This is a genomic window from Candidatus Enterococcus murrayae (assembly GCF_017315985.1).
Taxonomy (GTDB): Bacteria; Bacillota; Bacilli; order Lactobacillales; family Enterococcaceae; genus Enterococcus_A; species Enterococcus_A murrayae.
The window spans coordinates 57,016-82,377 of sequence record NZ_JAFLVR010000004.1; the positions used below are offsets into that span (position 1 = coordinate 57,016).

Below are 25,362 nucleotides of genomic sequence, written 5' to 3' on the forward strand. Positions count from 1 at the left end.
AGTTAACTTTCTAACGCATTAGAAAAATGTTATGAAACCATAATTTATCCAAGAAGCCTGAGAAGATCAAAAAGCTCAAGCAGACAGCGTTGAAGGTCAAGAAAATCGCCAACGCGTGGGTAAACTTATTAGATGGAATTTGTTTCTTGTGTTTCTTCTTGAATCGCAGCCACGCGTCGGTCAAACAGATCAATGCAGCGTGGTAGAAACCGTATAAAATGTAATACCAAGTCAAGCCGTGCCATACACCCATGATCAAAAATAAAGCGAAGTAGCCGACATTCGAAGCCACGATTCGACTCTTGAAGGTCTTCTTTTTGATCAAAGTAAACATCAAGCGCATATAAATATAGTCACGGAACCAGAAGGAAAGCGTCATATGCCAACGATTCCAGAATTCCTTGATGTTCCATGATAAGAACGGCTTGTTGAAATTGGGCGGTGTTTCATAGCCCATCAGCTTGCTGGTACCAACGGCAAACAAACTGTAACCAGCGAAGTCGAAGAATAAATACATACTATACACATACATGTAGCCGACTAAACCCCAAGAAAGTCCTCCGTGGTGCATCGCCATCCGATCCACGATCGGCAGCAATACTTGACCAAAATAATAGCCAATGACGAATTTATATAGGAATCCAACAAAAATATCATGTACACCAGAACCTAATAGATCCACGTACTTTTCCGGTGCTGGGGGATCGTTCAAATCCTTTTCAAAACGACGATACCGATCGATTGGACCAGAGGAGATCGTTGGGAAGAACAGCAGGAACTTGATGTAATTCAACGGGCTGTATTCCTTGATCATCCCATCCCGCATTTCCATAATGATCTGAACGGATTTGAAAGTTAAGTAAGAAATACCTAGAAAACCAACGATGGAATTTTGCCCATCTAAAAATGGTGTCACCTTAACTAGGATCAGCGGCACAATGCTTAAAAATACTGCTAAGTAAAAGATGTTCGCTTGATTCTTATTCTTACGATAGTGATGATAGCACCAAACTAAAATGCTTTGGAAAATCACGTAGCCGATCAGTGCCAGCCCTTGACGATAGTCCTTTCCGCCAAAGGAAATATAAAGAAAGAACAACGTGATCAAAGATTGATACCAGCCGATTCGTTTGCCGCGAATCAGCAAACTTAAAATCAACGGCAACAACGTGACAAATAAAATGATGAAATAGATTGGTGATGCATAGGGCACCATGTGAGGAATCAACATCAGCTATTCACCTCATTGATCAGTCTCTTGCGATCAATCTTGCCATTTGCTGTCAATGGTAAGTGCTCCACATAAATAAATTTTTGCGGAATCATGTATTCCATGACACCTTCCCCTAACTCTTCTTTGATCGCTTTCGTTAACTGATAGGCTTTTTCAAAGTCATTGTCATTGACAACAACATAAGCAACCAGCTGTTGAACCTTATGATTTTGATATTTCGGAACGACGGTTGCTTGCTTCACATAGGAAACTTTCTCTAAATGATGATCAATGTCCTCCAGTTCAATTCTAAAGCCATGCAACTTCACTTGAAAATCGATCCGTCCTTCATAAAGGAGTAAGCCATCTACGTGCAGCCTTCCAGCATCACCTGTGTGATAAGCTGGAACGCCGTCGATTTCAAAGAATGCTGCGGCTGTTTTTTCCGGGTTATGCATATAGCCTTTTGACACGCTGGGGCCTTTGATGATAATCTCTCCCGCTTCACCCTCAGATACTTCTTGATCTCCATCGTAGATCAAGACTTCGGTATCTTCTTTGATATAACCGATTGGCACACGATCATACGTAGTTAGCAGTTCATCTGTCACTTCAATTTGCGTCATGGCAACAGTCGCTTCCGTTGGGCCATAGGTATTGAAAATTTTCGCATTTGGAAAACGTGTCAATAATTCCTTTGCAGTCTTACGTGTTAACTCTTCCCCACAGAATTGGAAAATTTTTAATGAAGGAACGTGTTCTCCATCGAAGGTCTTTTCCATCAGACAAATATCTATGAAGGACGGTGTCGATACCCACACCTCTAAAGCTAGCTTCGGTAAGAATTCGAATAATTTCTTGAAATCATTGATCACAGATTTTTCCACTGGCACCAGTGTTCCGCCGCTGCAAAGTGCAGGATAGACACTCATAACAGATAAATCGAATGAATAAGGTGCCTGCGATAAGAAACGCATCCCCGTTTTGATTCCAAAATCCTTCAAATCCCAATTCGTAAAACTCAATAGATTTTTATGACTGATCTGGACGCCTTTTGGTACACCTGTCGTTCCAGAAGTGAATATGATGTAAAACGTTTCATCCTCTGAAACGGGCTGTAATTCGATTGGCTCTTGTTCTGAGTTAAAAACCTCCGCTAGATCCGTTGGCGTCAACACAGGAATCTCCAAAGGAATCTCTGCTGGCCAAGGCAAAACACTTAGAATCATCGCCGGTTGTGCTACTTCAAGAATCAATTGGATTCGATCCAATGGAGTATTCGATTCGATTGGGATATAGGCATGACCGCTTTTAACTGAACCTAGGAAACTGGCGATCATTTCAAATTCTAATTCGCCAAATACAACAATAGGTTTTTCAGCGGCTACGTGTTGATTCAAAAAATAAGCCAGACTATTTGACCATTGACGCAAGATTTGATAACTGAACGTCTCTGTTTCTGATTGATAAGCGACTGCTTCTGGTTTTTCACTCGCCAATTTATCGATTGCTTCAATAATATTTTGCATGATTATCCCTCCACTCGGTCCAAGAACGAATTCGTATTAAAATTCGTTGTAGATAAAATTATCACCTTGAATGCTTCTGTAATGGTATAAGTAAACTAGAATCAAAAGGACGGCAAAGTAAAAAATCGTCTTTCCAATAAAACTTAACCAGTAACGAGCAGCAGGTTTTTTATAAAAATCCCTCATCCGATCGCCCTCTCCTTTTTCTTTTGTGATTATTATAGAACGCTGGCGAAAATCTTCCATTTGTTCTTCTTACATATAGCGCTCTCAAACGAACAGTTTTGTCACATGTCTGATCACCATTTTAAAGATATGGTTTTCAACAAGACAGAAAGGCAGAGCCTAGCACTCTTTGCTAGACCTTTTTGTAAGCCTGTTCTACTTTATCCCAATAAAAAAAGGGATATACCAAACCTAATTGATATACCCCATTCATCATATTTTTATAGAAGTTTCTTCTGATAGACACAAGAGATCCAATAGAACAACGCATAAACAACTAACATCAATCCACAAAATAGATATACAAACCAATAATCCGCATTTTTAGCGATATGTGAGATTACCGAGAGTGCCAGTATACTATGAATCAATGCTAAAATTGCTGGAATGAAAAAAACAACCCGATTCTCTCGTTTGATTTCCTGATAAATCGTCTTGTCCGGAATCCCCATCTGCCGTAACAGAGCATATTTTTTTCGTTTCTGCTTAAATTCTGAAAGCTGGCGAAGAGTCACCATACTGGCTGTCGTAATAATAAAAGTGGCTGTTACAAAAGTCACAACGAACAAAACTAGTCCCATACTGCTGCGAGTCATGCGGTAAACTTCCTGATAGGACGTATATTCTGATCGATAGATTGTCGAATCCTCTTTTTTAGAGCCTTCGCCCTTACTTACCTCTCCGATAATTTGCTTGTTTTTCCAAGCTAGTTTGTAGTGGATTGGAAAATCCCAATCGCCCTTCAAACGCTTACGAATCAACCGATTTAGTTTTTCTTCGTTGTGATTCTTCACATCGATCACTTCAATAGTATAACTGAGACCTGGGGTTTCATTAAACAGCTTATCCGAAACAACGATCATTCCAGTTCCATAACGCAGATTTGTATCGCCAAAGAAATTTGGATGTGTCTCTTGCACCGTCAACCGTCGATTCTTCAGGTAAATGCTTTTGCTGTAATGAGTATAGTCATTTAAATATCTTTGATAAGAACTCAAAACAACCGTCGAACTCGCCGTTTTCAAAGAAATATCCCGCAAAGTCGGATTCGTTTTTTGAAATGAACGATAATCTGAAAGAGAAACCATATCCATAATCTCCGGCTGCGAGTTCATACCTTCACCAGAAATTTCGACACTTTGCTTAGCAGGTACTGTTTTAAAATTCAGGGATTGTCGTTGATAAGGTCTCATTTCCTGCAGCTTAGGCGCAATTTTTTCATAGCTTTCCCGTGTAATCATCAAAGAGGCTGGAGCAATCTCATTCACTGAACGCATTTCTAACGAAACAACTGCTGCCATTCCACCCAAGATCGCTAGCGCCAAGCCCAAAGCAACTGTAATAGAACCAAAGAAACGCCACTCGCTGAACAAGCGCAGCTGCCATTCGCTACGTGATAGCATACCGAGGTTTTTATTTAATCGCTTCGGACGATAGGAATTGTACCAGCGTAATGTAAAGGCGAAAAACAAATAGCTTCCGATGACACATAAGAGAAAAATTCCACCCATCAACAACCCATTTCCTTGAATCAACCCAAAATATTCACTTGCTTCGCGAGCAAAGTCAATATAGCTTATTGCCATTCCCCAGCCGCCCAATAAAAGCAATACACCGATTACACCTAAGATTTTTTTCCATAGTGATATTTTCATTGCCTGTATCTTTCGCAACTGAAGCTTTTTAAGATGAGAGAACTTGTACCCCGATACTAGCCAAAGAATCTGCAATGAAACTACTCCGAGAATGAACAACACCACTAGGCCAGTAGCTACAACGGCATCGGTTGAAAAAAAGAAATGTACTTGTAACGGCAGATCCATCGCCTTAACCAAAATCATACTAAAGAGCTTGGATAACAGGACCCCCAGGCCAATACCAATCATAAAAGAAAAAATTCCAATAAAAAAAATCTCTAAAATGAACCAAAGGCAGATCTGATAGTAGTTTAAGCCATATAAATGGAAAATACTGATATCTTTACGACGATTTTCAATGAAGAAACGATTGGTATTCGCCATAAAAAAAAGCAATATTAAAACAACGGCAAAGCTGCCAAAGCCCAGCATTCCAACAAGTTGGGTATTTTTTCCTGCACTGCGGATCAGAGGCTGCTCATACGTCATTGCAGTAAAGGAATAATAAACCATTACCGCAAAAATCAGACTGAAGAAAAAGATTAGGTAGTTAGATAATTGTTTTTTGAAGCCGCGCCAAATAATTCTAATCAGCATTGGCTTTCCCACCCCCGCCGATTGTCGCCTGCATGTCGATTACTTTCTCAAAGAAGTCTTTGCGGGAAGAACGGCGAACGATCTCAGAGAAAAAGCGTCCATCTTTGATAAACAAGACTCGGTTGCAGTAGCTAGCAGTGTACGGATCATGAGTCACCATCAAAATCGTCGTTTCCTCATGAAGATTCACTTCATCCAAGTAATTTAAAAACTCTGTAGCTGCTTTCGAATCCAAGGAACCTGTCGGCTCATCAGCAAATAAAACTAGCGGCTTACTGATCAGAGCCCGAGCAGCGGCAGTCCGCTGCTGCTGTCCAACCGAAATTTCTTCTGGGTAGCGCGCTAGAATATGCTCAATTTTTAATATCCTTGCTAAACGAAGTACCCGGTCTTCAATCTCATCATTTGAAAGCTTGCTGACAGTCAGCGGTAGAATAATATTATCCTTGACAGTCAAACTGTCAATCAAATTGAAATCCTGAAAGATAAATCCCATTTTTTCTCGGCGAAAATCTGTTAAGCGGCTCTCACGCATCTGGGTGATATCCGCTCCGGCAATCTTAACCGACCCCATTGTCGGCAATAATATTGTCGAAAGAATGTTCATCAACGTCGTTTTCCCAGCCCCACTGGGTCCCATAATACCGACAAATTCACCCTTCTCAACTGTAAAATTTAAATCATTTAAGACATTCACTTTATTGTTTCGTGTGCCATAGCTTTTACTTAAATGCTGTACCTTAATAATTTTTTCCATTTGTTCCCCTCCTATTTCTATCTCAACTTAGAGGAAATATTTTCAGTATGATTGTTAATTTTGTCTAAGTAAGCATACCATTCAATAGGTCTTAGCCACTTACCTTTTGGTTAGCGTTCGCTTCATTCCACTTAAAACTTAATCAACAGCAAAATATAAGCGAAAAATATTGGACTGAAATCTATTTGTAACATCTAATTTTTTTCTTTTATGGTATCATATTTGAGGTGGATTCTTATGTGAAACGACCTTCAATAATCTTACATTTTTTTCACTTTTTAGGAAAAATTTTTTTCAGTTATTTTATCTTATTTGGAAGCTTGGCCTTATCAGCTTTCTTTTATCTTTCAGTAAACAAGCACACTATATATGGTGTGTTTTTCTTTTTTGGTAAAAAAATAATACTATATATCGTTGCAACCACATCAGAAATACTATATGATTGATAATGAACTTTAAAGGAATGGAGTTGTTTGCAATGATGGAAATCCACACAAAAGATTCGTTGTTCAACGAATATCAACCGTCGCTAAAAAATATTAAGGTCGTAAAACGTGATGGTCGTCACACAGCATTTGATGATCAAAAAATTTATGATGCCTTGATCAAAGCAGAAACGAAAATCAAAGGATCGGTCGACCCTCTGGCTCATGAACGTATCCAGTCAATTGTTGAGCGAGTAGATGCAGAAATTTCAGAACGTTTTACTAGCGATATTAAAATATATGAAATCCAAAACATCGTGGAGCATACATTATTAGAACACAACGAATATGAGCTGGCAGAAGAATATATCAATTATCGAACACGCCGCGACTTCCAACGCAGCAAAGCGACCGATATCAATTTTACGATCGGTAAATTAATCAATAAGGATCAAACGGTCGTCAATGAAAATGCCAATAAAGATAGTGACGTTTTTAACACACAACGTGATTTAACTGCCGGGATCGTCGGCAAATCAATCGGTTTAAAGATGCTGCCTCCTCATGTGGCAAACGCTCACCAAAAAGGGGATATTCATTATCATGACCTGGACTATCATCCCTATACACCAATGACTAACTGCTGTTTGATTGACTTCAAAGGGATGTTGAACAATGGCTTCAAAATTGGGAATGCGGAAGTGGAAAGTCCTAAATCGATTCAAACTGCAACTGCTCAAATCTCGCAAATCATCGCTAATGTGGCATCTAGCCAATATGGCGGTTGTTCGGCAGACCGTACAGATGAGCTATTAGCTCCTTTTGCGCGCCTAAATTACGATAAACACTTAAAAGATGCAGAAGAATGGATCGATAATCCTGAAAAGCAAAAAGCTTTCGCAAAACAAAAAACACGCAAAGATATTTACGATGCTATGCAAAGTTTGGAATATGAAATCAATACTCTGTTTACTTCAAACGGACAAACACCTTTCACTTCTCTAGGCTTCGGTTTGGGAACTGATTGGTTTGAACGGGAGATCCAAAAAGCGATCTTACAAATCCGAATCGAAGGTTTAGGCAGCGAAAAACGGACAGCGATTTTTCCTAAATTGATTTTCACTTTACGTCGCGGAACAAACTTAGAGCCAAACGATCCAAACTACGACATCAAAGAACTTGCGTTAGAATGCGCAACAAAACGAATGTATCCGGATATCTTGAACTACGATAAGCTGATCGAATTAACAGGCAGTTTCAAAGTACCAATGGGCTGTCGCTCGTTCTTACAAGGCTGGAAAAATGAACAAGGTGAAGAAATCAATGCTGGTCGGATGAACCTTGGAGTTGTTACATTGAACTTGCCACGAATTGCTTTAGAATCTGGCGGCAATAAAGAAAAATTCTGGTCATTATTAGAAGAACGGCTTCAAATCGCAAAAGATGCCCTAGTCTTCCGAATCGACCGTTGTAAAGAAGCCACCCCAGCAAACGCACCAATTCTTTATCAATACGGTGCTTTTGGCAAACGTTTGAAACGTACTGATGCAGTTAATGAATTATTTAAGAATAAACGTGCAACAATTTCTCTAGGATATATTGGCCTTTACGAAGTAGCCAGTGTCTTTTACGGTGGAGAATGGGAAGGCAATGATGAAGCAAAAGGATTTACCATCGACATCATGAAAGATTTGAAGGAACACGCAGATGCTTGGGGTAATGAATATGGCTATCACTTTAGTGTTTACTCAACACCAAGTGAAAGCTTAACGGACCGCTTCTGCCGTCTAGATACTGAACGTTTTGGTATCGTTGAGAACATTACGGACAAAGACTACTATACTAATAGTTTCCATTACGATGTTCGAAAAAATCCAACACCGTTTGAAAAACTAGATTTTGAAAAAGATTATCCTAAATATTGTTCCGGCGGCTTCATCCACTACTGTGAATACCCTGTCTTGCAGCAAAATCCTAAATCTTTGGAAGCTGTCTGGGACTATGGTTATGACCGTATCGCATATCTAGGCACGAATACTCCGATCGATCATTGCTACGAATGTGGTTTCGAAGGCGACTTCAAACCAACAAAACGTGGTTTTGAATGTCCGCAATGCGGCAATCACGATCCGAAATCATGCGATGTAGTGAAACGGACTTGCGGTTACCTAGGAAACCCTCAAGCACGTCCGATGGTTCACGGTCGTCATGAAGAGATTGCATCTCGTGTAAAACACATGAAATAATAAAGGTTTACAAAGAACGACATTCGTTTTTTGTGTTAGACAACAGACTATTGACAGGGACGGCGTTCTTTGCCGCTCCCTGTTTTATTTGAAAGGTGAAAAATATGCGTAATCCTAAACCGAAAGAATGGCTGGCAAGTGAACTAAGTCAACAATATATCGCTGATTATAAGGCCTTCAATTTTGTAGATGGTGAAGGCGTCCGCAACAGTCTCTATGTCAGCGGCTGCCCCTTTGCCTGCGAAGGCTGCTTCAACGCCGCTTCACAAAATTTCCGATACGGCAAACCATTCACACAAGAACTAGAAGACCAGCTGATCACTGATACAGCTCATGATTATGTCCAAGGTGTTACCTTTTTAGGGGGCGAGCCTTTCTTAAATACTCAAGTCTGCTTGAAAGTGATCGATCGAATTCGCTCCGAATTTGGCGATAGTAAGGATATCTGGTCTTGGACCGGTTATACGTTTGAAGAACTGCTGCTAGATAGCGAGGATAAATTAGAAATGCTGGGCAAGATCGATATCTTGGTCGATGGTCGTTTTGATATCTCAAAGAAAAATTTGATGCTGCAATTTCGCGGCAGTTCAAATCAACGAATCATTGATGTCAAAAAATCTTTAGCAAAGGGCGAAGTAGTGATTTGGGAAAAGCTTCATGACTCAGAAAAAGCCTTTGAACAAATAAAAAAGAGCGAACTAATTTAATCGCTCTTCCCATAATGGCAGCACAATATTTTCATAGGCGACGGGATCTAGATTGGTCAAGGTAATACCGACCAATCGGATCCCTTTTTCTACGCCGCTAATTTCTTCCCAAATCAAGCTCGCTTGAGAAAATAACTCTTCTTTCTTTTCTATGTAATATGGCAAAGTCACGCGTCTCGTGACTGTTGTATAATCCGCATAACGAATCTTGACCACCACCGTTTTACCGTGGCGCTGCACTCGTTTTAATGAATGCTCAACTTTTTCCGCCAGTTGTCGCAATTGAGTTAATACTTCATCCTCTGTTGTTAACGGACGACCGTAAGTATGCTCTTTGCCTACAGATTTACGCTCGCGAGTCACGCTTACTGGTGAATCGTGAATCCCTCGGACCTTACGATATAAAGAGTAACCCATTTTGCCAAACTCCTGAATCAAAAACATTTCACTCTTCTCATACAAATCCGCACCAGTAAAGATGCCAAACTCATTCATTTTTGGCACCGTCTTCTTACCTACACCATGAAACTTTTCGATCGGCAATCGTTTCAAGAAAGTAACGGCTTCTTCTGGAGAGATCACGGTCATACCTTTAGGCTTCTGATAATCAGAAGCCAGCTTAGCTAAAAATTTATTATAGCTGACACCAGCAGAGCAAGTCAGCTGTAATTCCTCCCAAATATCCTGCTGAATCATTCGGGCGATTTTAATTGCTGAACGTGCATCAATCTTATTTTCTGTCACATCAAGATAGGCTTCATCAATAGAAACTGGTTCAATAATATCAGTGTATCGGTGAAAAATGGCTCGGACCTGTTTTGAAACCGCGCTGTATTTCTCGTGATCACCAGGCTTGAAAATTGCTTGCGGACACAGCTCAAACGCCTTCTGTGCACTCATAGCAGAATGTATCCCATATACCCTTGCCTTGTAATTCGCTGTAGTTACAACACCCTTCCCGCCCGTGTCAGAGGGATGGCGTGCGATCACCAGCGGATGTTTTGCCAGTTCAGGATCATCCCGCTCTTCGACTGAGGCAAAAAATGCATCCATATCCATATGAATAATTTTTCTCGAGATATCATTTTTTAATGGAAATACCAACTCAGCCATCATTTTCGCCTCCTCTTCCATCCTTCTTCCATTAACTATTATACCCGAACGTCTGTTCACAGACAATTAATCATGCTGGAAATAAGAGGAACTTAAGAATGATGCGCTAGTAATAAAATGATAGCACTCAACTTTAGCGAACTCATTTATAGTAGTATTTTTTCTAGTGTGGGGAATTCAGCCGATTTTGTATACATACTATTCGACTAATCTGCTAAATCAAAAAAAAGACAGTTTTCACTGTCTATCGTTCAATCAGATTAACTTTACGGATCATCAGCTTGTCAGCAGATCCTCGTTGAAATTCTTGGGGTTCGCCGAAAATTTCAGCGTAAATGACTTTATTATGCTCACGCCGACGCAGCTGATAGATAATTTTCCCCGTATCTTCCAGCTCTTTCATCATTTCCGTCACACCGCCGAACCCAGTTTTTTTGGTAATGAATCCTGTGGCCACCATTCGTTCATCTAAATACCTAGCAGAGATAACTGAGCCCTTTGCTAGAGTTGTTCTCAACGCCGTTGCCAACTCTTCTAATTCTTCTGGAACTGGTAATTCTCGTTCTACTGGCTGATATAAAGTATCTCGTAAAGTATTTAATTCCTCCACCAACGCTTCATATTGTTCTTTAGTAAGCATTACACCAGCAATTTTTTCACGGTTAAAGATATAAACACCAGTCTCCGCCTTGCGAGCTTGAGCAAAAACATCCATTGGTGATTTTTTTACTTCTGTAATCGAAGATGTCGGAACATCTAGTTTTCGTAATCCCACTCTGCTCTCCTCCTAATTTCATAGCCTCTCTAACGAAAGAGCTAAATTCTCTTTTATCTGTACCTCATTTTATTATTCGCGCGAAAAATAGTAGCGTCACACGAACTAAAATGGCATCCTTTACGTAGTCTTCATCATTATAGCATAACCTTTCTTGAAGAAAAATCTTCATCTTACTTTCCTTATTTAGAACATATAATTTTCTCATATCGTTCTTGAATCGAAAATGAAGAAGCTAGATTTGGGGTTGTTGTTAGCGCCACATGATAGCTTGTAAAAACAATATTTTTCAAAGCTAACGCCAATTCGTCCACTCGGCAATTAGTCAACATAGGGATCTGCCGCTTTAACTCTTTGCCAAGACGATAATACGTTTCTGCTACAGCACCTTGTTCCCATTTCAGATTGAATATTATTAATGGAAGCCCTTGATGTATTCCAAAAAATAGATCAAAAAGCTTAACCGTGAATGTATTTTTTAGTACTTCACTTTCAAAAGCAAGTACCTCCTTAATAATTTGAGTCGCTTGCTGCACTTCTAGATATAAATCCGTTTGATAGTTTCGATGACAATGATAAAAATCCGTAAAAAGCTGAAAATGATAGCGCATATGATCAAAGAAGAAAAACTCCGCAAACTTCGACTCTATACCAAATTCTTCAATGAAGGATTCAATAACTGATTCATCAGGGAATAGAGCTTTATTAATCGGCACTCCAGGATAATTTCGATAATAATAATCTATCTGCTGATAAATCTCATGCTCCTCAAAATAATAGAAATCTCTCAAATAGCGCAGCTGTAACAAAAATATTAACCCTTGTTCTCCCAATAAATTGCCCGTTCGACGATTGGCTGAAAGATTCAAGCAAAGCAAATGCTGATTTAGCTCTTTAAATTTGTTATATTCGATTTCCGTTGAAGCGTGTCCCCAAAGATATTGTCGAAACAGTTGAAAACGTGGATCAGCCATCAATAATCCTCGGTAAAGTTCTGAATATTTTGTTTCGTACTGCTGATCTATCTGCCAATATTTTCCTTTTGAAACATATCCCTTTTGCTGCAATTCATCAAGATGTCGTAAAACTGTTCTCGGGCTTGTCTTTATATGCTTAGCTAATTCTCCTACCGTATATCGTTCTTCTCTTAGTAATGCAATTAATTGTAGCTGTCGTTGATTTTTCTTTCTCATTATAAATTGCCAGATCATATTTTATATCCCCTTTTCTGTTCATTGCAATTCCTCTAATTTAAAAATAGCACAAAACATGGGAAAGTTTTTATTCAACTTTTTGCAAAAAAAAAAAGCGTCTGAATAATCAGACGTTTAGTGTCATGGCATTGATTGCCACAATAATTGTACTTAAAGACATCAAAATCGCACCAACCGCAGGACTTAAGAGGATTCCCAATGGAGCTAAAACACCTGCAGCAAGCGGGATCGCTAAAATATTATAGCCTGCTCCCCACCAAAGATTTTGGATCATTTTACTGTGTGTTTTTTTTGCTAAACGTACAAATTTTAAGATATCCTGTAAATTACTGTTAGTCAAAACAACATCGGCAGAATCAATTGCAATGTCGGTACCTGCTCCAATCGCCATACCAATAGAAGCTCTCGCCAAGGCAGGAGCGTCATTGATTCCATCACCCACCATCATTACCTTCTTACCTTTGTCGGTATAGTCCTTGATAATTTTTTCTTTATCATCTGGCAGAAGCTCACTATAAAATTCTTTAATATCCAAGTAATTAGCTACAGCTTCAGCAGCTGATTTATTATCACCAGTCAACATAACAGGTTCGATGCCAACATTCCGCAAGCTCTTGATAAAGTCTCGAGCTTGTTCCTTTAATGTATCGCCCATCGCGAAGAAAGCAATCAGCTGATCATCAATCAATAGAAAAGATATCGTATTGCCTTGAGCTTGATATTCATTCAATCTTTCTTGATCAAAACTTAATTGACGTTTCTCAATTTCCTTCTGATTAGCTAAAATAACTTGGTGGCCTTCCACCGTACCTCTAACTCCAACACCCTTTAAGGTGGAGACATCTTGTGCTTGATAAGGGGAGATGTTTGACGAATTCAAATAATTCATGACCCCGACTGCTAGTGGGTGATTGGTCTGACTTTCTAAAGCACCGATATATTTCAGTACTTCAGATTTATCCATATCGGCTAGTTCCTCCACACCAGTCACTGTAAATTTCCCCTCTGTCAATGTTCCCGTCTTGTCCAAGAACACATAGTCCAATTGATTCCCTTGTTCCAATGCTTGACGACTTTTCAATAATAGACCATTTTTAGCAGCTAACGAAGTAGAACGAGCAATAACTAAAGGAATAGCTAATCCTAACGCGTGTGGACAAGCAATAACAAAGACCGTCACCATCCTGTCCAAGGCTTGCGGCAGATCAGCAACGATCAGCCAAGCGATAAAGGTCAAGATACCCGCAGCTAATGCTACATAGAACAACCATTTGGCTACTTTATCAGAAATCGATTCAAGCTTCGATTTTTCTTGCTGTGCTTCCTTCACCATGGTCATAACTTTTGCTAGATAACCATCTTCGCCTGTTCCGGTCACCTCTACCTGAATCGTCCCGTCACCATTAACAGATCCGCCGATAACCGTATCACCGATATTTTTCTGAACGCCTTTGGATTCACCGGTTACTGCTGACTCGTCCACAATCGTTGAACCATCGGTAATTTTACCATCAGTCGGCATCTTATCTCCGGCACGTACAAGCAAAAGATCACCCGAATGAACATCTTGCAGTTTTACTTTTTGGGTCGCACCATCGGCCTCAAGTTTAGTAACTTCGTCCGGTAATAATTCCGCCAGTTTCTTTAACGCATTGCTAGCATTAGAAACAGCACTCATTTCTACCCAGTGCCCCAACAGCATGATTACGATCAAGGTCGCTAATTCCCAGAAAAAATCCATCACATGGTCATGCGGATTAACCTTATTGGCAACAAACGAATATAAACTATAGATATATGCCACTGATATCCCCATCGCAATCAAGGTCATCATGGCTGGACTCTTCATTTTTAATTCCATTTTAGCGCCGCTCAAAAAAGGCTGTCCGCCATAAACAAAGAGAATCGTTGCCAAAACCAACACGACCCATTCAGAGCCAGGAAAGGTAAATTGGAATGGCAGCTTCATCCCCATCATTGGTGAAAGAACGATGATCGGGATCGACAAAACAAGTGAGAGCCAAAACTTCTGTTTGAAATTTCCCATATGCATTGAATGATCCATTCCTCCATGATCCATATCGTGATGATCATGCTCGCTCATTCCATGATTCATATCGTGATGGTCGTGTCCACTCATCGAATGAGCGTTTTCCATCGATTCATCCATTTTTTCTCCTTGCTTCATCACAAATCCCTCCTAATTCATTTCATTGAACCTATATATAACCAATCTCAGTAACTACGAAAAGCGGAATGGTCATCCTACAATTTTTTCTGATTTAAGCTGAGCGAGTTCAGCAATACGCTAACCGAACTAAAAGCCATCGCACCGCCAGCAATAATTGGATTCAAAAATCCTAATGCGGCGAATGGAATACCAATCACATTATATAGAAACGCCCAAAATAAGTTTTGTTTGATTTTTCTTAATGTTAATTTTGATAGTCGGATACTTTTCTCAACTGACAAAAGATCACTGTTCATCAATGTGATATCTGCTGTCTCCATTGCGATATCTGTCCCGCTCCCCATCGCAATACCAATATCAGCTAACGCTAGAGCTGGCGCATCATTAATCCCATCACCAACCATACCTGCCGATTCGCCTTCTGTCTGAAGCTCTTTAACAACTTGTGCTTTATCCTCAGGTAAGACTTCAGCAATGATATCTGATGCCTCCAAACCAACTTGTCCGCCTATATAACGAGCTGTCTGCGGATTATCGCCAGTCAACATTTTCACTTTAATACCTAGCTCATGTAATGCCTCAATAGCAGCTTTAGAAGATTGCTTGACTTGATCCGTTACCGAAATCATCGCCAACAATTGTTTTTGATTGGTCAAAAACATGACTGTTTTTCCTTCTTCTTCTAACGCTAACACACGTTCTTCAGGAAATGAAATTTTCCGCTCTCTCAAGCCACGCTTTGATCCAACAAAATAAGAGCCTCCGTTAATCAATCCAGTAACACCCTGCCCTGTCAAACTCTCAAAATTTTCGACTGGCAAAATTTCTACCTGATCTTTCCCATAAAGATAGATGGCTTTTGCTAGTGGGTGCTCCGATTGTTGTTCCAAACTTGTTAGATACACCAAAGCCTGAGAATCAAATGCTTCAAAATCTGCCACTACAGGTTTTCCTTCAGTAATCGTACCGGTCTTATCTAAAACAATTGTTGTCAAATGGGCAATTTTTTCTAGCGCACCGCCGCCCTTGATTAGAATGCCTGACTTCGCGCCTAAGCCAGTCCCTACCATAATTGCTGTTGGTGTCGCCAAACCTAAAGCACAGGGACAAGCGATTACTAGGACAGATACGCTGTGGACAATCGCTTGCTGCCAATCGCCAGTCAAAAGACCTGTCGCTATCAGGGTAATTAAGGCGATTACTAAAACAGTTGGAACAAAAACTTTTGAGATTTTATCAGCAATCTGTTGGATTGGCGCTTTCTCTCCTTGTGCATCTTCCACCATTCGAATAATCCGAGAAAGTACCGTCATACTTCCAACTTGTGTCGCATTAAACTGTATACTCCCAGTCGTGTTGACTGTTCCTCCAAAAACCTGATCGTCGATCATTTTATCAACTGGCAAGCTCTCGCCTGTCAGCATACTTTCATCGATTGTTGTTTGTCCGGCAAATATTTTTCCATCAACTGGAATCTGCTCTCCAGGTCGAACGCGAAGAAGATCCCCTACCTGTACATCTTCAATTGGAACTTGCTTTTCTTCTCCATCAACGATGATAGTTGCCGTCTTAGCCTGCAGACTCATAAGTTGTTTGATTGCATCACTCGTCTTTGTTTTCGCCTTTTGCTCCAAATACTTGCCTAGCAAAATCAGTGTAATAATCATGCCACTGCTTTCAAAATACAAATCCGAATTATAAGGGTTGAAGAAACCGTTATATATACTTAATGCAAATGCTGCGGATGTTCCCATCGCCACTAAGACATCCATATTCGGTGCTTTTGTCTTCAAAGCATGATAAGCACCGCGATAAAAGCGCTGTCCGACACCAAATTGAACTGGCGTGACTAAAATTAGCTGAACAAGAGGCAAATGCAGAAAATGCACCCAGCCCGCATGACTGCCTAGCAGCATCGCAATCATTGCAATCATCAAAGGAGCCGTCAAAACTGCACTCAAGATTAAATCGCGTTTCATCTTTTTTAAGTAAGCTGCTTTTTCCTGTTCGATCTTTTGCTTATGGGCATCATCAAACAGTATCGCACCATACCCGATTGCTTCGACTCGTTGAATCAACTTTTCTGTGGTCAAGCTATCATTAAATTGAACCGTCGCTTTTTCTGTTGCTAGATTCACATTTGCCTCTAATACACCCTCAGTTGCCTTCAGTTCCTTTTCCACTCGAGCAGAACAGTTGGCACAAGTCATACCAGTAATAGCAAATGTTTCTACTGTTGCGTCTGCCACTTTAAATCACCTCAGTCTCATACCCTGCTTCAGTTACTGCTGAAGCGATTTGGTCTGCTGAAACTTTTGAATCATCGAATTTTACGGTTCCTTGCTCCTTCTTCAGATTGATCTTCACCTTATCAATACCTTCCAAACCATTTATCGCCTTTTCTACGTTTGCCACACAGTGATTACAGCTCATTCCTTTAATCGCAAATTGTTTTTTCATTTTTTTCGTCTCCATTCTTTTTTATCTCTTTTATTTGAATCATCCATTCTATTGATGATTCCTGCATTCACATTGTCCGGGGATGCAATTACACTCAATTTTTTCTACAGTCTTCTTATTTACCAGCTGCTGTTTGATTTGTTCGACATCTGCATCAGTTAATTCTGCCTCTGCAATCAATTCAGCGATGGTTTCTCCGATTCGTTTAGCACAAATATGGGAAAACAAATTCTCAGTTGCACTTTTGACTGTTTCTCCTTCACTGATGGCCGGATAATATATATATTTTTTTCCAGACTGCTCTGTTCGTAATGCCTCTTTTTTTACTAAGCGTCCTAATAGTGTCTTGATTGTTGCTGGCTTCCAGTCCATCGTTTGCCCAAGAATATCAATAATACTCTGTGCCGTAGTAGACTCCTGCGTCCAAACCACCCGCATAACTTCCCATTCTGAATCACTGATTTTGATTGGTGTCGTCGTCATAGTCATAAAATTCACCTCTTTCGTTTACAAATGTAATCTACACTTTTAGTTTACAGTTGTAATCGTCATTCGTCAACTAATATAATAAATTTTTTTCTTTAATTTTAAGAAAGCAAAAAAGCCTTGTGACAAAAAACAGCCACAAAGCTCTTGCATCAATTATTTAATTCTCAAACACCGCATCGCGTTTAACACTGCGATCACTGTTACCCCAACATCAGCAAAAACAGCCGCATACATCGTCGCAAATCCCAAAGCTCCTAAGATTAATACAAGCACCTTCACACCGATCGCAAAAACGATATTTTGTTTCACAATCCCCATCGTTTTGCGTGCGATTCGAATTGCAACCGGAATTTTTTCCGGCTGGTCATCCATAATGACCACATCAGCAGCTTCAATCGCTGCATCAGAACCAAGTCCACCCATCGCGATTCCGATATCCGCCCGTGCCAATACTGGTGCGTCATTCATCCCATCGCCCACGAACGCTGTCTTCGTTTCACGTTTTAATTCATCTTCTAAATGAGTAACCTTGTCTTCTGGTAACAATTCACTATAGACTTGGTCAATCCCGATCTTCTTACCAATGGCATCGGCGATTCCGCGATTGTCTCCAGTCAGCATAATCGTCCGTTTCACACCAAGATTTTTCACTTCGGTCAACGCTTCAGCAACATGCTCCTTCAACTCGTCCGCGATTACTAAGTGTCCGATATATTTATCATCCATTGCAACATAAACAATCGTCCCAATCTCATCATCTATTCGGAATGAGATATCGTATTTCTCTAACAACTTTTCATTGCCGACTAAGAAACGATGCCCTTCAATCTCAACTGAAATGCCGAAACCAGCGATTTCTTCCAATTGACTGACTGGTGATAAGGGTTGACTGACATAATTCACAATTGATTGCGCAATTGGATGGCTGGAATTTTGTTCGGCACTGGCTACATACCGTAAGAAATCCTTCTTGTTGATAGTCGTCTCAACACTTTGAACCTCAAAGACACCCTTTGTCAATGTCCCTGTTTTATCAAAGACTAGGGTTTCCACATTGGCTAATGTTTCTATATAATTACTGCCTTTAATCAACACTCCTGCCTTGCTGGCACCGCCAATCCCGCCAAAGAAGCTCAGCGGAACAGAAATAACCAGCGCACAAGGACAAGAGATAACTAGAAACGTTAGCGCTCGATAAACCCAATCATAAAACGGATCACCAGTAACAAGAGGTGGAACAATTGCCAATAAAGCTGCCAATCCAACCACAATTGGTGTATAGTATCGGGCAAAGCTCGTGATAAAGTTTTCAGCAGGTGCTTTCTTACTGCTGGCATTCTCCACTAAATCCAAGATCTTGCTGACCGTCGATTCACCAAAGGTCGTCGTAACTTCAACGGTTAATTGGCCGCTTTGATTAATGAAGCCGCTCAATATCTGTTCATCTGGATAAATACTCCGAGGAACAGATTCCCCAGTTAATGCCGACGTATCCAGCATCGAGTTTCCTTCTATTACAATACCGTCTAAAGGAACCTTTTCTCCCGGCTTGATCAAAATACGATCACCAACCTTGATCACTTCCGGCGCAACCTTCTTGACTGCGCCATCCTGGATCAAATTTGCTGAGTCTGGCCGAATCGCTAACAGCGAACTAATGGATTTTCTTGATTTCGCCACCGCATAGTCTTGGAAAAATTCACCCACTTGATAAAACAGCATAACGGCGACTGCTTCTGGATATTCACCGATCGCGATTGCTCCAATCGTCGCAACAGCCATCAAAAAATTTTCATCGAAAAGCTCACCATGGAAAATATTCATAATCGCGGTCTTCAAGACATCATAGCCAATCCATAAATATAGAATCAAATAGGCAACAAGACTCCACGGCATTGCTGGTGTAAAGATAGCTAAGAATCCCAAAGCCGCAACCGCTACTGCAATTTGAATGATCTTCCCTTTAGAGCTTTCTTCTTCTTTTTCCGTCTGAATATTATTAACTTCCACATCCGGCTCGAGCTTATTAACAATTTCTTTCGCCTCGTCACTGATTCGTTCAATATCCTTTTCAGGAGCAACGATCGTCAGCTTCGTGCTCATAAAATCTACCTGAGCTTGCTCAACGCCCTTGATTTGCTGTACTGAACGTTCTATCTTCGCTGCACAGTTCGCACAATCCAATCCGTCTAACCGATATACCTTTTCCATGAGTTTCCCTTCTCTCTGAATTACACATGAATGATTCTTCATGCATATTATATATGAGTGACCGCTCATGTGTCAAGCGGAAAAGAAAGCTTTTTCAAGAAACTAATTGTGCCAATAATCCTTGATATATCAGCATTTTTAAAATTTTAAAAAATTCTTTTCGAAAAAATGTTGACAACTAGACCTGCGGTCGGTATTATAAAGATATAGAAAGCGACCGACAGTCGGTTCAGAACTACTTCTTGCTTCAGCAAAATTAGTAGAATGATATACGGCATGAGAATCGAACTAAACTACGAATAAGGAGTTGATAACATGCGAATCGTAAAAGAGCATGATGAACGAAGAAATGAGATCATCGCGACAGCAGAGGAATTCTTCTTAACTAAAGGATTCAACAAAACGACCGTCAACGACATTTTAAAAAGAATCGGCATCGCCAAAGGTACCTTCTATCACTACTTCGTTTCCAAAGAAGAAGTTTTAGACGCTGTCATCGGTCAAATCATTGATCAGGAAATCAACCGAGCCAAAGAAATTCAGGAGTCAGATGGAACAGCATTAGAAAAATTGATCAACTTCCTTTCACAAAATGTTTCAGAAGATACTCATAAGGAAGAAATCGTTGATAAGTTCCAAATGCCAGAAAATGCTTTAATGAAGCAACGTGCTCTCGAAGGAACAATCAATCAGGTCTGCCCAGTACTAGCAGAGATCATCGAAGAAGGCAAACAACATGACGAATTCAAAACAGATTATCCATTAGAAAGCATCCAGTTTTTAGTCGCAGGACTTCAGACAATGTTTGATAACCTTGAAAATTTAACATCTGAAGCTATTCAAAATCGTGTCATCGCTGCAACGGATCTATTTTTTAAGTCGCTAGCGGTCAATCCTGAGATTCATCCTTATAACCGAACAGTACAAGAACTTCAAAAAATCTTTATTTCATAACTCAACACTATCTGTTGAGTTTATCTATTAAACTTGAAATGACCGGCAGTCGGTCTGGAAAAGAGGGAATTATCATGAATAACACACAGACAATCAAAACTTTAGCGGCGCAAACAAATGAAGCCATCCAAACGGTTGAAGCAATCTTAGAAAGCTATGAAAACTACTGCAACAGAAACATCACTCGCTATTCTAGAAAACATTTAGCAGCAATCACTGAATTCATCGCTGCTGAAACAGCCTTACCAGAAGAAACGTGTTCAAAAGTCATGATCCATTTCTTTGACTTAGTAAAAAATAAAAACCTAAAGGGGAGCTTTAAAATGAAAAAACTAGCAGTTATCACATTGGCATTGATCACACTTGGAGCGACTTCTCAAATCGTCGAAAAAAACATCGACAAAGAGGAAGTTAAGACAATCGTTACCACGAACCTGAAAGAACAAGATGACGAGCTTGATCCCATCTACTTCCAACATGATGACGACAAAAACAGCTCATTATTTGAAAAAATCAGATTTTAATTAGGAGGATATTAAAATGAAAAAACTAACAATTATCGCTATGACATTACTCACATTAGGAGCTGCTTCTCAAATCGTCGAAAAAAACATCGACAAAGAGGAAGTTAAAACAGTCGTTAGCACGAACCTCAAAGAACAAGATGACGAACTTGATCCCATCTACTTCCAACATGATGACGACAAAAACAGCTCATTATTTGAAAAAATCGGATTTTAATTAGGAGGATATTAAAAATGAAAAAACTAACAATTATCGCTATGACATTACTCACATTAGGAGCTGCTTCTCAAATCGTCGAAAAGAACATCGACAAAGAGGAAGTTAAAACAGTCGTTACCACAAGCCTGAAAGAACAAGATGAAAAAGACAATGGGATCGATTACGGCCATGACGATGACGCAGAAGATACTTTAGCTAAGAAAATCGGATTCTAATTAAGGGAGGAAACTATTATGAACAACACACAAACAATCAAAACTTTAGCGAACCAAACAAATGAATCATTTCCAACAGTTGAAGCCATCTTGAAAAGCTACGAAAATTACTGTAATGAAAATATCACCCGCTACTCTAGAAAGCATTTAGCCGCAATCGTCGAATCTATCACTAACGAGATCTCGCTACCAGAAGAAACCTGTTCAAAAGTCATGGTCCATTTCTTCGACTTGATAAAAAGCGAAATTAAAGGAAAAATTTTCGGATAAATGAGGATGAAATAACAATGAAAAAGCTAGCCATCGCCGCAATGACGTTAATCACTCTAGGAGCTGCATCCCAAGTCGTCGAAAAGAATATCGACAAAGATCAGATCAAAACAGTCATAACGACAGATCTTAAAGAACAAGATGACCATCTTGATCCCATCTATTTCCAGCATAAAGATGATAAAAACAGTTCACTGTTCGAAAGAATCGGATTCTAAATTAAAATAGTTGCAGAAAAAAAGCGTCGAGGAAATCTTCGACGCTTTGCTTGTTGCTTCTATTATTAAATCTAGCTGCAGAAACCTTTTCTATGGATAAATACGATTCAATAGACGTGGGAATGGGATCGCTTCACGTACATGATCGATACCTGCGATAAATGTGATCGTCCGTTCAAGTCCTAAACCGAAACCTGAATGGGGCACAGTACCATATTTGCGTAAATCTAAGTACCACGAATACTCTTCTTCGTTTAACCCAGCTTCACGAATTTGTTCTAGTAAGAAATCATAATCTGTCGCACGTTCTGAACCACCAATGATCTCACCATAACCTTCTGGCGCAATCAAGTCGGCACAAATCACGACATCTTCACGAGTTGGATGTGGCTTCATGTAGAATGGTTTGATTGCTTTTGGATAATTCAAAATAAAGACTGGTCGATCAAAAGAATTCGCAATAAATGTTTCATGTGGTGAACCAAAATCTTCACCCCATTCAATATCGTCAAAACCATTTTTCTTCAATAGCTCGATCGCATCATCGTAAGAGATTCGTGGATAAGGAAGTTTGGTATAGTTTTTCAATATTTCCTTATCACGGCCTAGTACATCTAAGGCGTAATCACAGTTGTCTAAAACATTCTGAACTAAGTAAGCTACATATTGTTCTTGCACTTCTAAACTATCTTCTTGATGCATGAAGGCCATTTCTGGTTCGATCATCCAAAACTCAATCAAGTGACGACGAGTTTTTGACTTTTCAGCACGGAAGGTTGGACCAAATGAGAAAACTTTTCCCAACGCCATGGCAGCTGCTTCCATGTATAATTGACCGCTTTGTGATAAATACGCTTTGTGATCAAAATAGTTCGTTTCAAATAAGTCACTTGTACCTTCAGGAGCTGAACCTGTTAAAATTGGCGGATCAACTTTTACAAATCCATTGTTGTTGAAGAATTCATAAGTCGCACGAATCACCTCGTTGCGGATTAGCATAATCGCATGTTGCTGGGATGAACGCAACCACAAGTGACGATGATCCATCAAGAAATCCACACCATGTTCTTTTGGAGTAATTGGGTAATCGTGACTTTCGCCAATCACTTCAATTTCTTTTACTCCTAATTCATATCCAAATTTTGATCGTGTGTCTTCTCGAATTTCTCCAGTCACAATGATCGACGTTTCCTGTGTCAATTCTTTGGCTAAATGAAAAATTTCTTCAGGTACTTCACTTTTCACAACAACGGCTTGGAAATATGCTGTTCCATCACGCAATTGTAAAAAAGAAATTTTCCCGCTTGAGCGCTTATTAGCGACCCAAGCGCCGATTTTTACTGTTTCGCCAACATGATTCTTGGCATCGATGATTTGAATTTGTTCCACAAATGTCTCTCCTAACATATTTATCCCGAAATGATGTCCTTACTTCTTACTATTTTCAATAAAACGGCGAATCCGCACAACAGCTTCTTCCAAGTCTTCCAAACTAGTCGAATAACTCATCCGTACACTATCAGCTGATCCAAAACCTTCTCCTGTTACCAATGCAACGTGCTCTTGCTCCAACAAATCGTTAACCCAAGTCGTCACATTATCATATCCGCCCATTTCCATTGCTTCCTTGATATTTGGAAACAGATAAAATGCACCTTGTGGTTTTTTTAATTTGAAGCCTGGCAAATCAGCGACCTTGGGATAGATCGTATTTAAACGTTCTTCAAACGCCTGACGCATTTTTTCTGCAGTCTCCTGCTCACCAGCCAAGGCTTCCGCTGCAGCTACTTGGCTGACTGCTGTTGGATTGCTTGTCGCTTGAGAAGCAATTGAAGTCATTCCACCAATGATTTCAGCATTTCCAATCGCATAGCCAATTCGCCAACCAGTCATTGAATAAGTTTTCGATACCCCATTGATGATCACCGTATGATGGAAAATCTCGTCAGATAAGGAAGCCATATGCGGTGCTTCGTTCCCATTATAAACAAGATGATCATAAATATCATCTGAGACTATCAACAACTCATGACGAACTGCCCATTCACCGATTTCCCGCAACTCCTCCTCGGTATAAATCATGCCCGTAGGATTTGATGGTGAATTTAGAATGATCGCCTTCGTTTTCTCTGTTCGAACACCTTCAAGCTGATCAATGGTGATCTTATAGTCGTTATGTTGATTTCCCGCAACAAAAACTGGAATTCCTTGGGCTAGTTTGACTTGTTCTCCATAACTCACCCAGTAAGGAACAGGAATAATCACTTCATCCCCAGCATCCAAAATTGTTTGGAATAAGGTATACAACGCAAATTTTGCACCGCTGGTCACAATAATGTTTTTCGGTTCGATTGTCAAATCATAATTTTTCTTAGTGAATTCGACGATCGCAGACTTCAATTCTGGTGTCCCGCCAGAAGCGGTGTAGAAGCTAACTTTACCGCTCTTGATCCCATCAATTGCTGCCTGCTCGATATTTTCAGGTGTAGTGAAATCTGGTTCCCCAACAGTCAAGCTAATGACGTCTAATCCTTGGGCCTTCAACTCTTTGGCTTTGGCGGTTGCTGCTAAAGTGACGGATGGTTCTAAGTTTGTTACACGCTGTGATAATTTCATAACTGATAACTCCCCTACCAAGATTTTTTAGATTTTTTTGATAACTTTGATTGTCTTGCCGTCATTAAATGCTAGCAAGTAATAATAAATCGCGCCTTGATCATCCTTTGCAGTGATCTCCCATGCAGTTTGATCACGGTAGATACCTAGATTCGCCTTTTCAAAAGTCAAATCCGGATTATCGCTCTCAAAACGTTTTTCCGCTTGTTGTTCCGTCAGCCCATCCTTTTGATTAAGGACGCGAACCTTTTCTCCCGATTTCGGAACAATCACGATGATTGATTCGCCAGTGTTGTTTTCACCGGTGACGGTAAAATAAGTTTTTTCTCGATTAAACCAATAGAACTGGTCCACCGTTTTTAAGTCGGCATATTTTTCAGCCATTTGAACAGCTTCCTTTTTGGCTTGCTGCATCGGACGATTTGAACGAATAAAAATCATTGTCGCTGCCACGATGATGATCAATAAAAAAGTCACGATTCCTAACAGCCAACGGTTAAGCTTTTGTTGTCCTGCACTATTCGTATCCAAAATCATACTCCTCTCAGACAAGCTA

General features: G+C 40.0%; 24 protein-coding genes. 8 read left to right on the forward strand and 16 right to left on the reverse strand.

Annotated features, from left to right (window positions below):
* Positions 1–10 precede the first annotated feature (10 nt).
* The 5 genes from dltB to JZO85_RS01955 form a co-directional block, all read right to left on the reverse strand.
* On the reverse strand, positions 11–1,231 hold the full coding sequence (gene dltB / locus JZO85_RS01935) for a D-alanyl-lipoteichoic acid biosynthesis protein DltB (RefSeq protein WP_207106817.1): 1,221 nt from the start codon (positions 1,229–1,231) through the stop codon (positions 11–13).
* Entirely contained in the window at positions 1,231–2,742 is a 1,512-nt protein-coding gene (dltA, locus tag JZO85_RS01940) for a D-alanine--poly(phosphoribitol) ligase subunit DltA (RefSeq protein WP_207106818.1), read from the reverse strand. The genes dltB and dltA overlap by 1 nt, the downstream gene beginning before the upstream one ends.
* Positions 2,743–2,778: 36 nt before the next feature.
* A complete protein-coding gene (locus tag JZO85_RS01945) occupies positions 2,779–2,928 on the reverse strand; it encodes a teichoic acid D-Ala incorporation-associated protein DltX (protein ID WP_207106928.1) in 150 nt (49 codons plus the stop codon).
* Between the two features lie 260 nt (positions 2,929–3,188).
* The gene (locus tag JZO85_RS01950) at positions 3,189–5,201 is read right to left on the reverse strand and encodes an FtsX-like permease family protein (RefSeq protein WP_207106819.1); all 2,013 of its coding nucleotides are present in this window, start codon (positions 5,199–5,201) and stop codon (positions 3,189–3,191) included.
* Positions 5,191–5,958, reverse strand: a complete 768-nt coding sequence (locus JZO85_RS01955) for an ABC transporter ATP-binding protein (protein WP_207106820.1) — start codon at positions 5,956–5,958, stop codon at positions 5,191–5,193. The genes JZO85_RS01950 and JZO85_RS01955 overlap by 11 nt, the downstream gene beginning before the upstream one ends.
* Before the next feature lie 478 nt (positions 5,959–6,436).
* Here JZO85_RS01955 and nrdD point away from each other — a divergent pair, with 478 nt between their 5' ends.
* Positions 6,437–8,629: an anaerobic ribonucleoside-triphosphate reductase gene (gene nrdD / locus JZO85_RS01960; RefSeq protein WP_207106821.1), complete on the forward strand. Its 2,193-nt coding sequence runs from the start codon at positions 6,437–6,439 to the stop codon at positions 8,627–8,629.
* A gap of 104 nt (positions 8,630–8,733) precedes the next feature.
* Positions 8,734–9,336: an anaerobic ribonucleoside-triphosphate reductase activating protein gene (nrdG, locus tag JZO85_RS01965; RefSeq protein WP_207106822.1), complete on the forward strand. Its 603-nt coding sequence runs from the start codon at positions 8,734–8,736 to the stop codon at positions 9,334–9,336.
* Here the strand turns inward: nrdG and dinB are convergent.
* The 8 genes from dinB to JZO85_RS02005 all read right to left on the reverse strand — a co-directional run bounded on the left by dinB (position 9,328) and on the right by JZO85_RS02005 (position 19,789).
* Complete coding sequence (gene dinB / locus JZO85_RS01970) at positions 9,328–10,449, reverse strand: DNA polymerase IV (protein ID WP_207106823.1); 1,122 nt, start codon at positions 10,447–10,449, stop codon at positions 9,328–9,330. The two genes, nrdG and dinB, sit on opposite strands and share 9 nt — an antisense overlap.
* Before the next feature lie 244 nt (positions 10,450–10,693).
* Positions 10,694–11,224, reverse strand: coding sequence for a hypothetical protein (locus JZO85_RS01975; protein WP_010745652.1), 531 nt, complete (start codon positions 11,222–11,224; stop codon positions 10,694–10,696).
* Between the two features lie 182 nt (positions 11,225–11,406).
* A complete protein-coding gene (locus tag JZO85_RS01980) occupies positions 11,407–12,435 on the reverse strand; it encodes a winged helix-turn-helix domain-containing protein (RefSeq protein WP_207106824.1) in 1,029 nt (342 codons plus the stop codon).
* 109 nt (positions 12,436–12,544) lie between these two features.
* Positions 12,545–14,626, reverse strand: coding sequence for a heavy metal translocating P-type ATPase (locus JZO85_RS01985; RefSeq protein WP_207106825.1), 2,082 nt, complete (start codon positions 14,624–14,626; stop codon positions 12,545–12,547).
* A gap of 77 nt (positions 14,627–14,703) precedes the next feature.
* Entirely contained in the window at positions 14,704–16,878 is a 2,175-nt protein-coding gene (locus JZO85_RS01990; protein ID WP_207106826.1) for a heavy metal translocating P-type ATPase, read from the reverse strand.
* Between the two features lies 1 nt (position 16,879).
* The gene (gene copZ / locus JZO85_RS01995) at positions 16,880–17,089 is read right to left on the reverse strand and encodes a copper chaperone CopZ (protein WP_207106827.1); all 210 of its coding nucleotides are present in this window, start codon (positions 17,087–17,089) and stop codon (positions 16,880–16,882) included.
* Positions 17,090–17,137: 48 nt separating this feature from the next.
* Entirely contained in the window at positions 17,138–17,578 is a 441-nt protein-coding gene (locus JZO85_RS02000) for a CopY/TcrY family copper transport repressor (protein ID WP_207106828.1), read from the reverse strand.
* A 153-nt stretch (positions 17,579–17,731) separates the two neighbouring features.
* Positions 17,732–19,789, reverse strand: a complete 2,058-nt coding sequence (locus JZO85_RS02005; protein WP_207106829.1) for a heavy metal translocating P-type ATPase — start codon at positions 19,787–19,789, stop codon at positions 17,732–17,734.
* 315 nt (positions 19,790–20,104) lie between these two features.
* Between JZO85_RS02005 and JZO85_RS02010 the strand changes: the two genes are divergently transcribed.
* From JZO85_RS02010 to JZO85_RS02040, 6 genes are all read left to right on the forward strand, one after another.
* On the forward strand, positions 20,105–20,743 hold the full coding sequence (locus JZO85_RS02010) for a TetR/AcrR family transcriptional regulator (protein ID WP_207106830.1): 639 nt from the start codon (positions 20,105–20,107) through the stop codon (positions 20,741–20,743).
* 74 nt (positions 20,744–20,817) lie between these two features.
* Entirely contained in the window at positions 20,818–21,267 is a 450-nt protein-coding gene (locus JZO85_RS23035) for a hypothetical protein (RefSeq protein ID WP_242550163.1), read from the forward strand.
* A gap of 16 nt (positions 21,268–21,283) precedes the next feature.
* Complete coding sequence (locus JZO85_RS02025; RefSeq protein ID WP_207106831.1) at positions 21,284–21,484, forward strand: hypothetical protein; 201 nt, start codon at positions 21,284–21,286, stop codon at positions 21,482–21,484.
* A 17-nt stretch (positions 21,485–21,501) separates the two neighbouring features.
* Positions 21,502–21,702, forward strand: a complete 201-nt coding sequence (locus JZO85_RS02030) for a hypothetical protein (RefSeq protein WP_207106832.1) — start codon at positions 21,502–21,504, stop codon at positions 21,700–21,702.
* An 18-nt stretch (positions 21,703–21,720) separates the two neighbouring features.
* On the forward strand, positions 21,721–21,972 hold the full coding sequence (locus JZO85_RS02035; protein ID WP_207106833.1) for a hypothetical protein: 252 nt from the start codon (positions 21,721–21,723) through the stop codon (positions 21,970–21,972).
* A 17-nt stretch (positions 21,973–21,989) separates the two neighbouring features.
* Positions 21,990–22,190 carry a hypothetical protein gene (locus JZO85_RS02040; protein ID WP_207106834.1) on the forward strand — a complete coding sequence of 67 codons (201 nt, stop codon included), beginning with the start codon at positions 21,990–21,992 and terminating at the stop codon, positions 22,188–22,190.
* Between the two features lie 90 nt (positions 22,191–22,280).
* Here the strand turns inward: JZO85_RS02040 and asnS are convergent, their stop codons facing one another.
* Genes asnS through JZO85_RS02055 form a run of 3 tightly spaced genes read right to left on the reverse strand, consistent with a single transcriptional unit; the run spans position 22,281 to position 25,337 of the window.
* Positions 22,281–23,579, reverse strand: coding sequence for an asparagine--tRNA ligase (gene asnS, locus JZO85_RS02045; protein WP_207106835.1), 1,299 nt, complete (start codon positions 23,577–23,579; stop codon positions 22,281–22,283).
* Between the two features lie 39 nt (positions 23,580–23,618).
* On the reverse strand, positions 23,619–24,806 hold the full coding sequence (locus JZO85_RS02050) for a pyridoxal phosphate-dependent aminotransferase (RefSeq protein WP_207106836.1): 1,188 nt from the start codon (positions 24,804–24,806) through the stop codon (positions 23,619–23,621).
* A gap of 27 nt (positions 24,807–24,833) precedes the next feature.
* Positions 24,834–25,337 carry a cell wall elongation regulator TseB-like domain-containing protein gene (locus tag JZO85_RS02055; RefSeq protein ID WP_207106837.1) on the reverse strand — a complete coding sequence of 168 codons (504 nt, stop codon included), beginning with the start codon at positions 25,335–25,337 and terminating at the stop codon, positions 24,834–24,836.
* Between the last annotated feature and the right edge of the window lie 25 nt (positions 25,338–25,362).

Bases quoted from the DNA above. Each gene is read 5' to 3' on its own strand.
- dltB (WP_207106817.1), bottom strand. From the start codon at position 1,231: ATGTTGATTCCTCACATGGTGCCCTATGCATCACCAATCTATTTCATC.
- dltA (WP_207106818.1), bottom strand. From the start codon at position 2,742: ATGCAAAATATTATTGAAGCAATCGATAAATTGGCGAGTGAAAAACCA.
- JZO85_RS01945 (WP_207106928.1), bottom strand. From the start codon at position 2,928: ATGAGGGATTTTTATAAAAAACCTGCTGCTCGTTACTGGTTAAGTTTT.
- JZO85_RS01950 (WP_207106819.1), bottom strand. From the start codon at position 5,201: ATGCTGATTAGAATTATTTGGCGCGGCTTCAAAAAACAATTATCTAAC.
- JZO85_RS01955 (WP_207106820.1), bottom strand. From the start codon at position 5,958: ATGGAAAAAATTATTAAGGTACAGCATTTAAGTAAAAGCTATGGCACA.
- nrdD (WP_207106821.1), top strand. From the start codon at position 6,437: ATGATGGAAATCCACACAAAAGATTCGTTGTTCAACGAATATCAACCG.
- nrdG (WP_207106822.1), top strand. From the start codon at position 8,734: ATGCGTAATCCTAAACCGAAAGAATGGCTGGCAAGTGAACTAAGTCAA.
- dinB (WP_207106823.1), bottom strand. From the start codon at position 10,449: ATGGCTGAGTTGGTATTTCCATTAAAAAATGATATCTCGAGAAAAATT.
- JZO85_RS01980 (WP_207106824.1), bottom strand. From the start codon at position 12,435: ATGATCTGGCAATTTATAATGAGAAAGAAAAATCAACGACAGCTACAA.
- JZO85_RS01985 (WP_207106825.1), bottom strand. From the start codon at position 14,626: ATGAAGCAAGGAGAAAAAATGGATGAATCGATGGAAAACGCTCATTCG.
- copZ (WP_207106827.1), bottom strand. From the start codon at position 17,089: ATGAAAAAACAATTTGCGATTAAAGGAATGAGCTGTAATCACTGTGTG.
- JZO85_RS02000 (WP_207106828.1), bottom strand. From the start codon at position 17,578: ATGACTATGACGACGACACCAATCAAAATCAGTGATTCAGAATGGGAA.
- JZO85_RS02005 (WP_207106829.1), bottom strand. From the start codon at position 19,789: ATGGAAAAGGTATATCGGTTAGACGGATTGGATTGTGCGAACTGTGCA.
- JZO85_RS02010 (WP_207106830.1), top strand. From the start codon at position 20,105: ATGCGAATCGTAAAAGAGCATGATGAACGAAGAAATGAGATCATCGCG.
- JZO85_RS23035 (WP_242550163.1), top strand. From the start codon at position 20,818: ATGAATAACACACAGACAATCAAAACTTTAGCGGCGCAAACAAATGAA.
- JZO85_RS02025 (WP_207106831.1), top strand. From the start codon at position 21,284: ATGAAAAAACTAACAATTATCGCTATGACATTACTCACATTAGGAGCT.
- JZO85_RS02030 (WP_207106832.1), top strand. From the start codon at position 21,502: ATGAAAAAACTAACAATTATCGCTATGACATTACTCACATTAGGAGCT.
- JZO85_RS02035 (WP_207106833.1), top strand. From the start codon at position 21,721: ATGAACAACACACAAACAATCAAAACTTTAGCGAACCAAACAAATGAA.
- JZO85_RS02040 (WP_207106834.1), top strand. From the start codon at position 21,990: ATGAAAAAGCTAGCCATCGCCGCAATGACGTTAATCACTCTAGGAGCT.
- JZO85_RS02050 (WP_207106836.1), bottom strand. From the start codon at position 24,806: ATGAAATTATCACAGCGTGTAACAAACTTAGAACCATCCGTCACTTTA.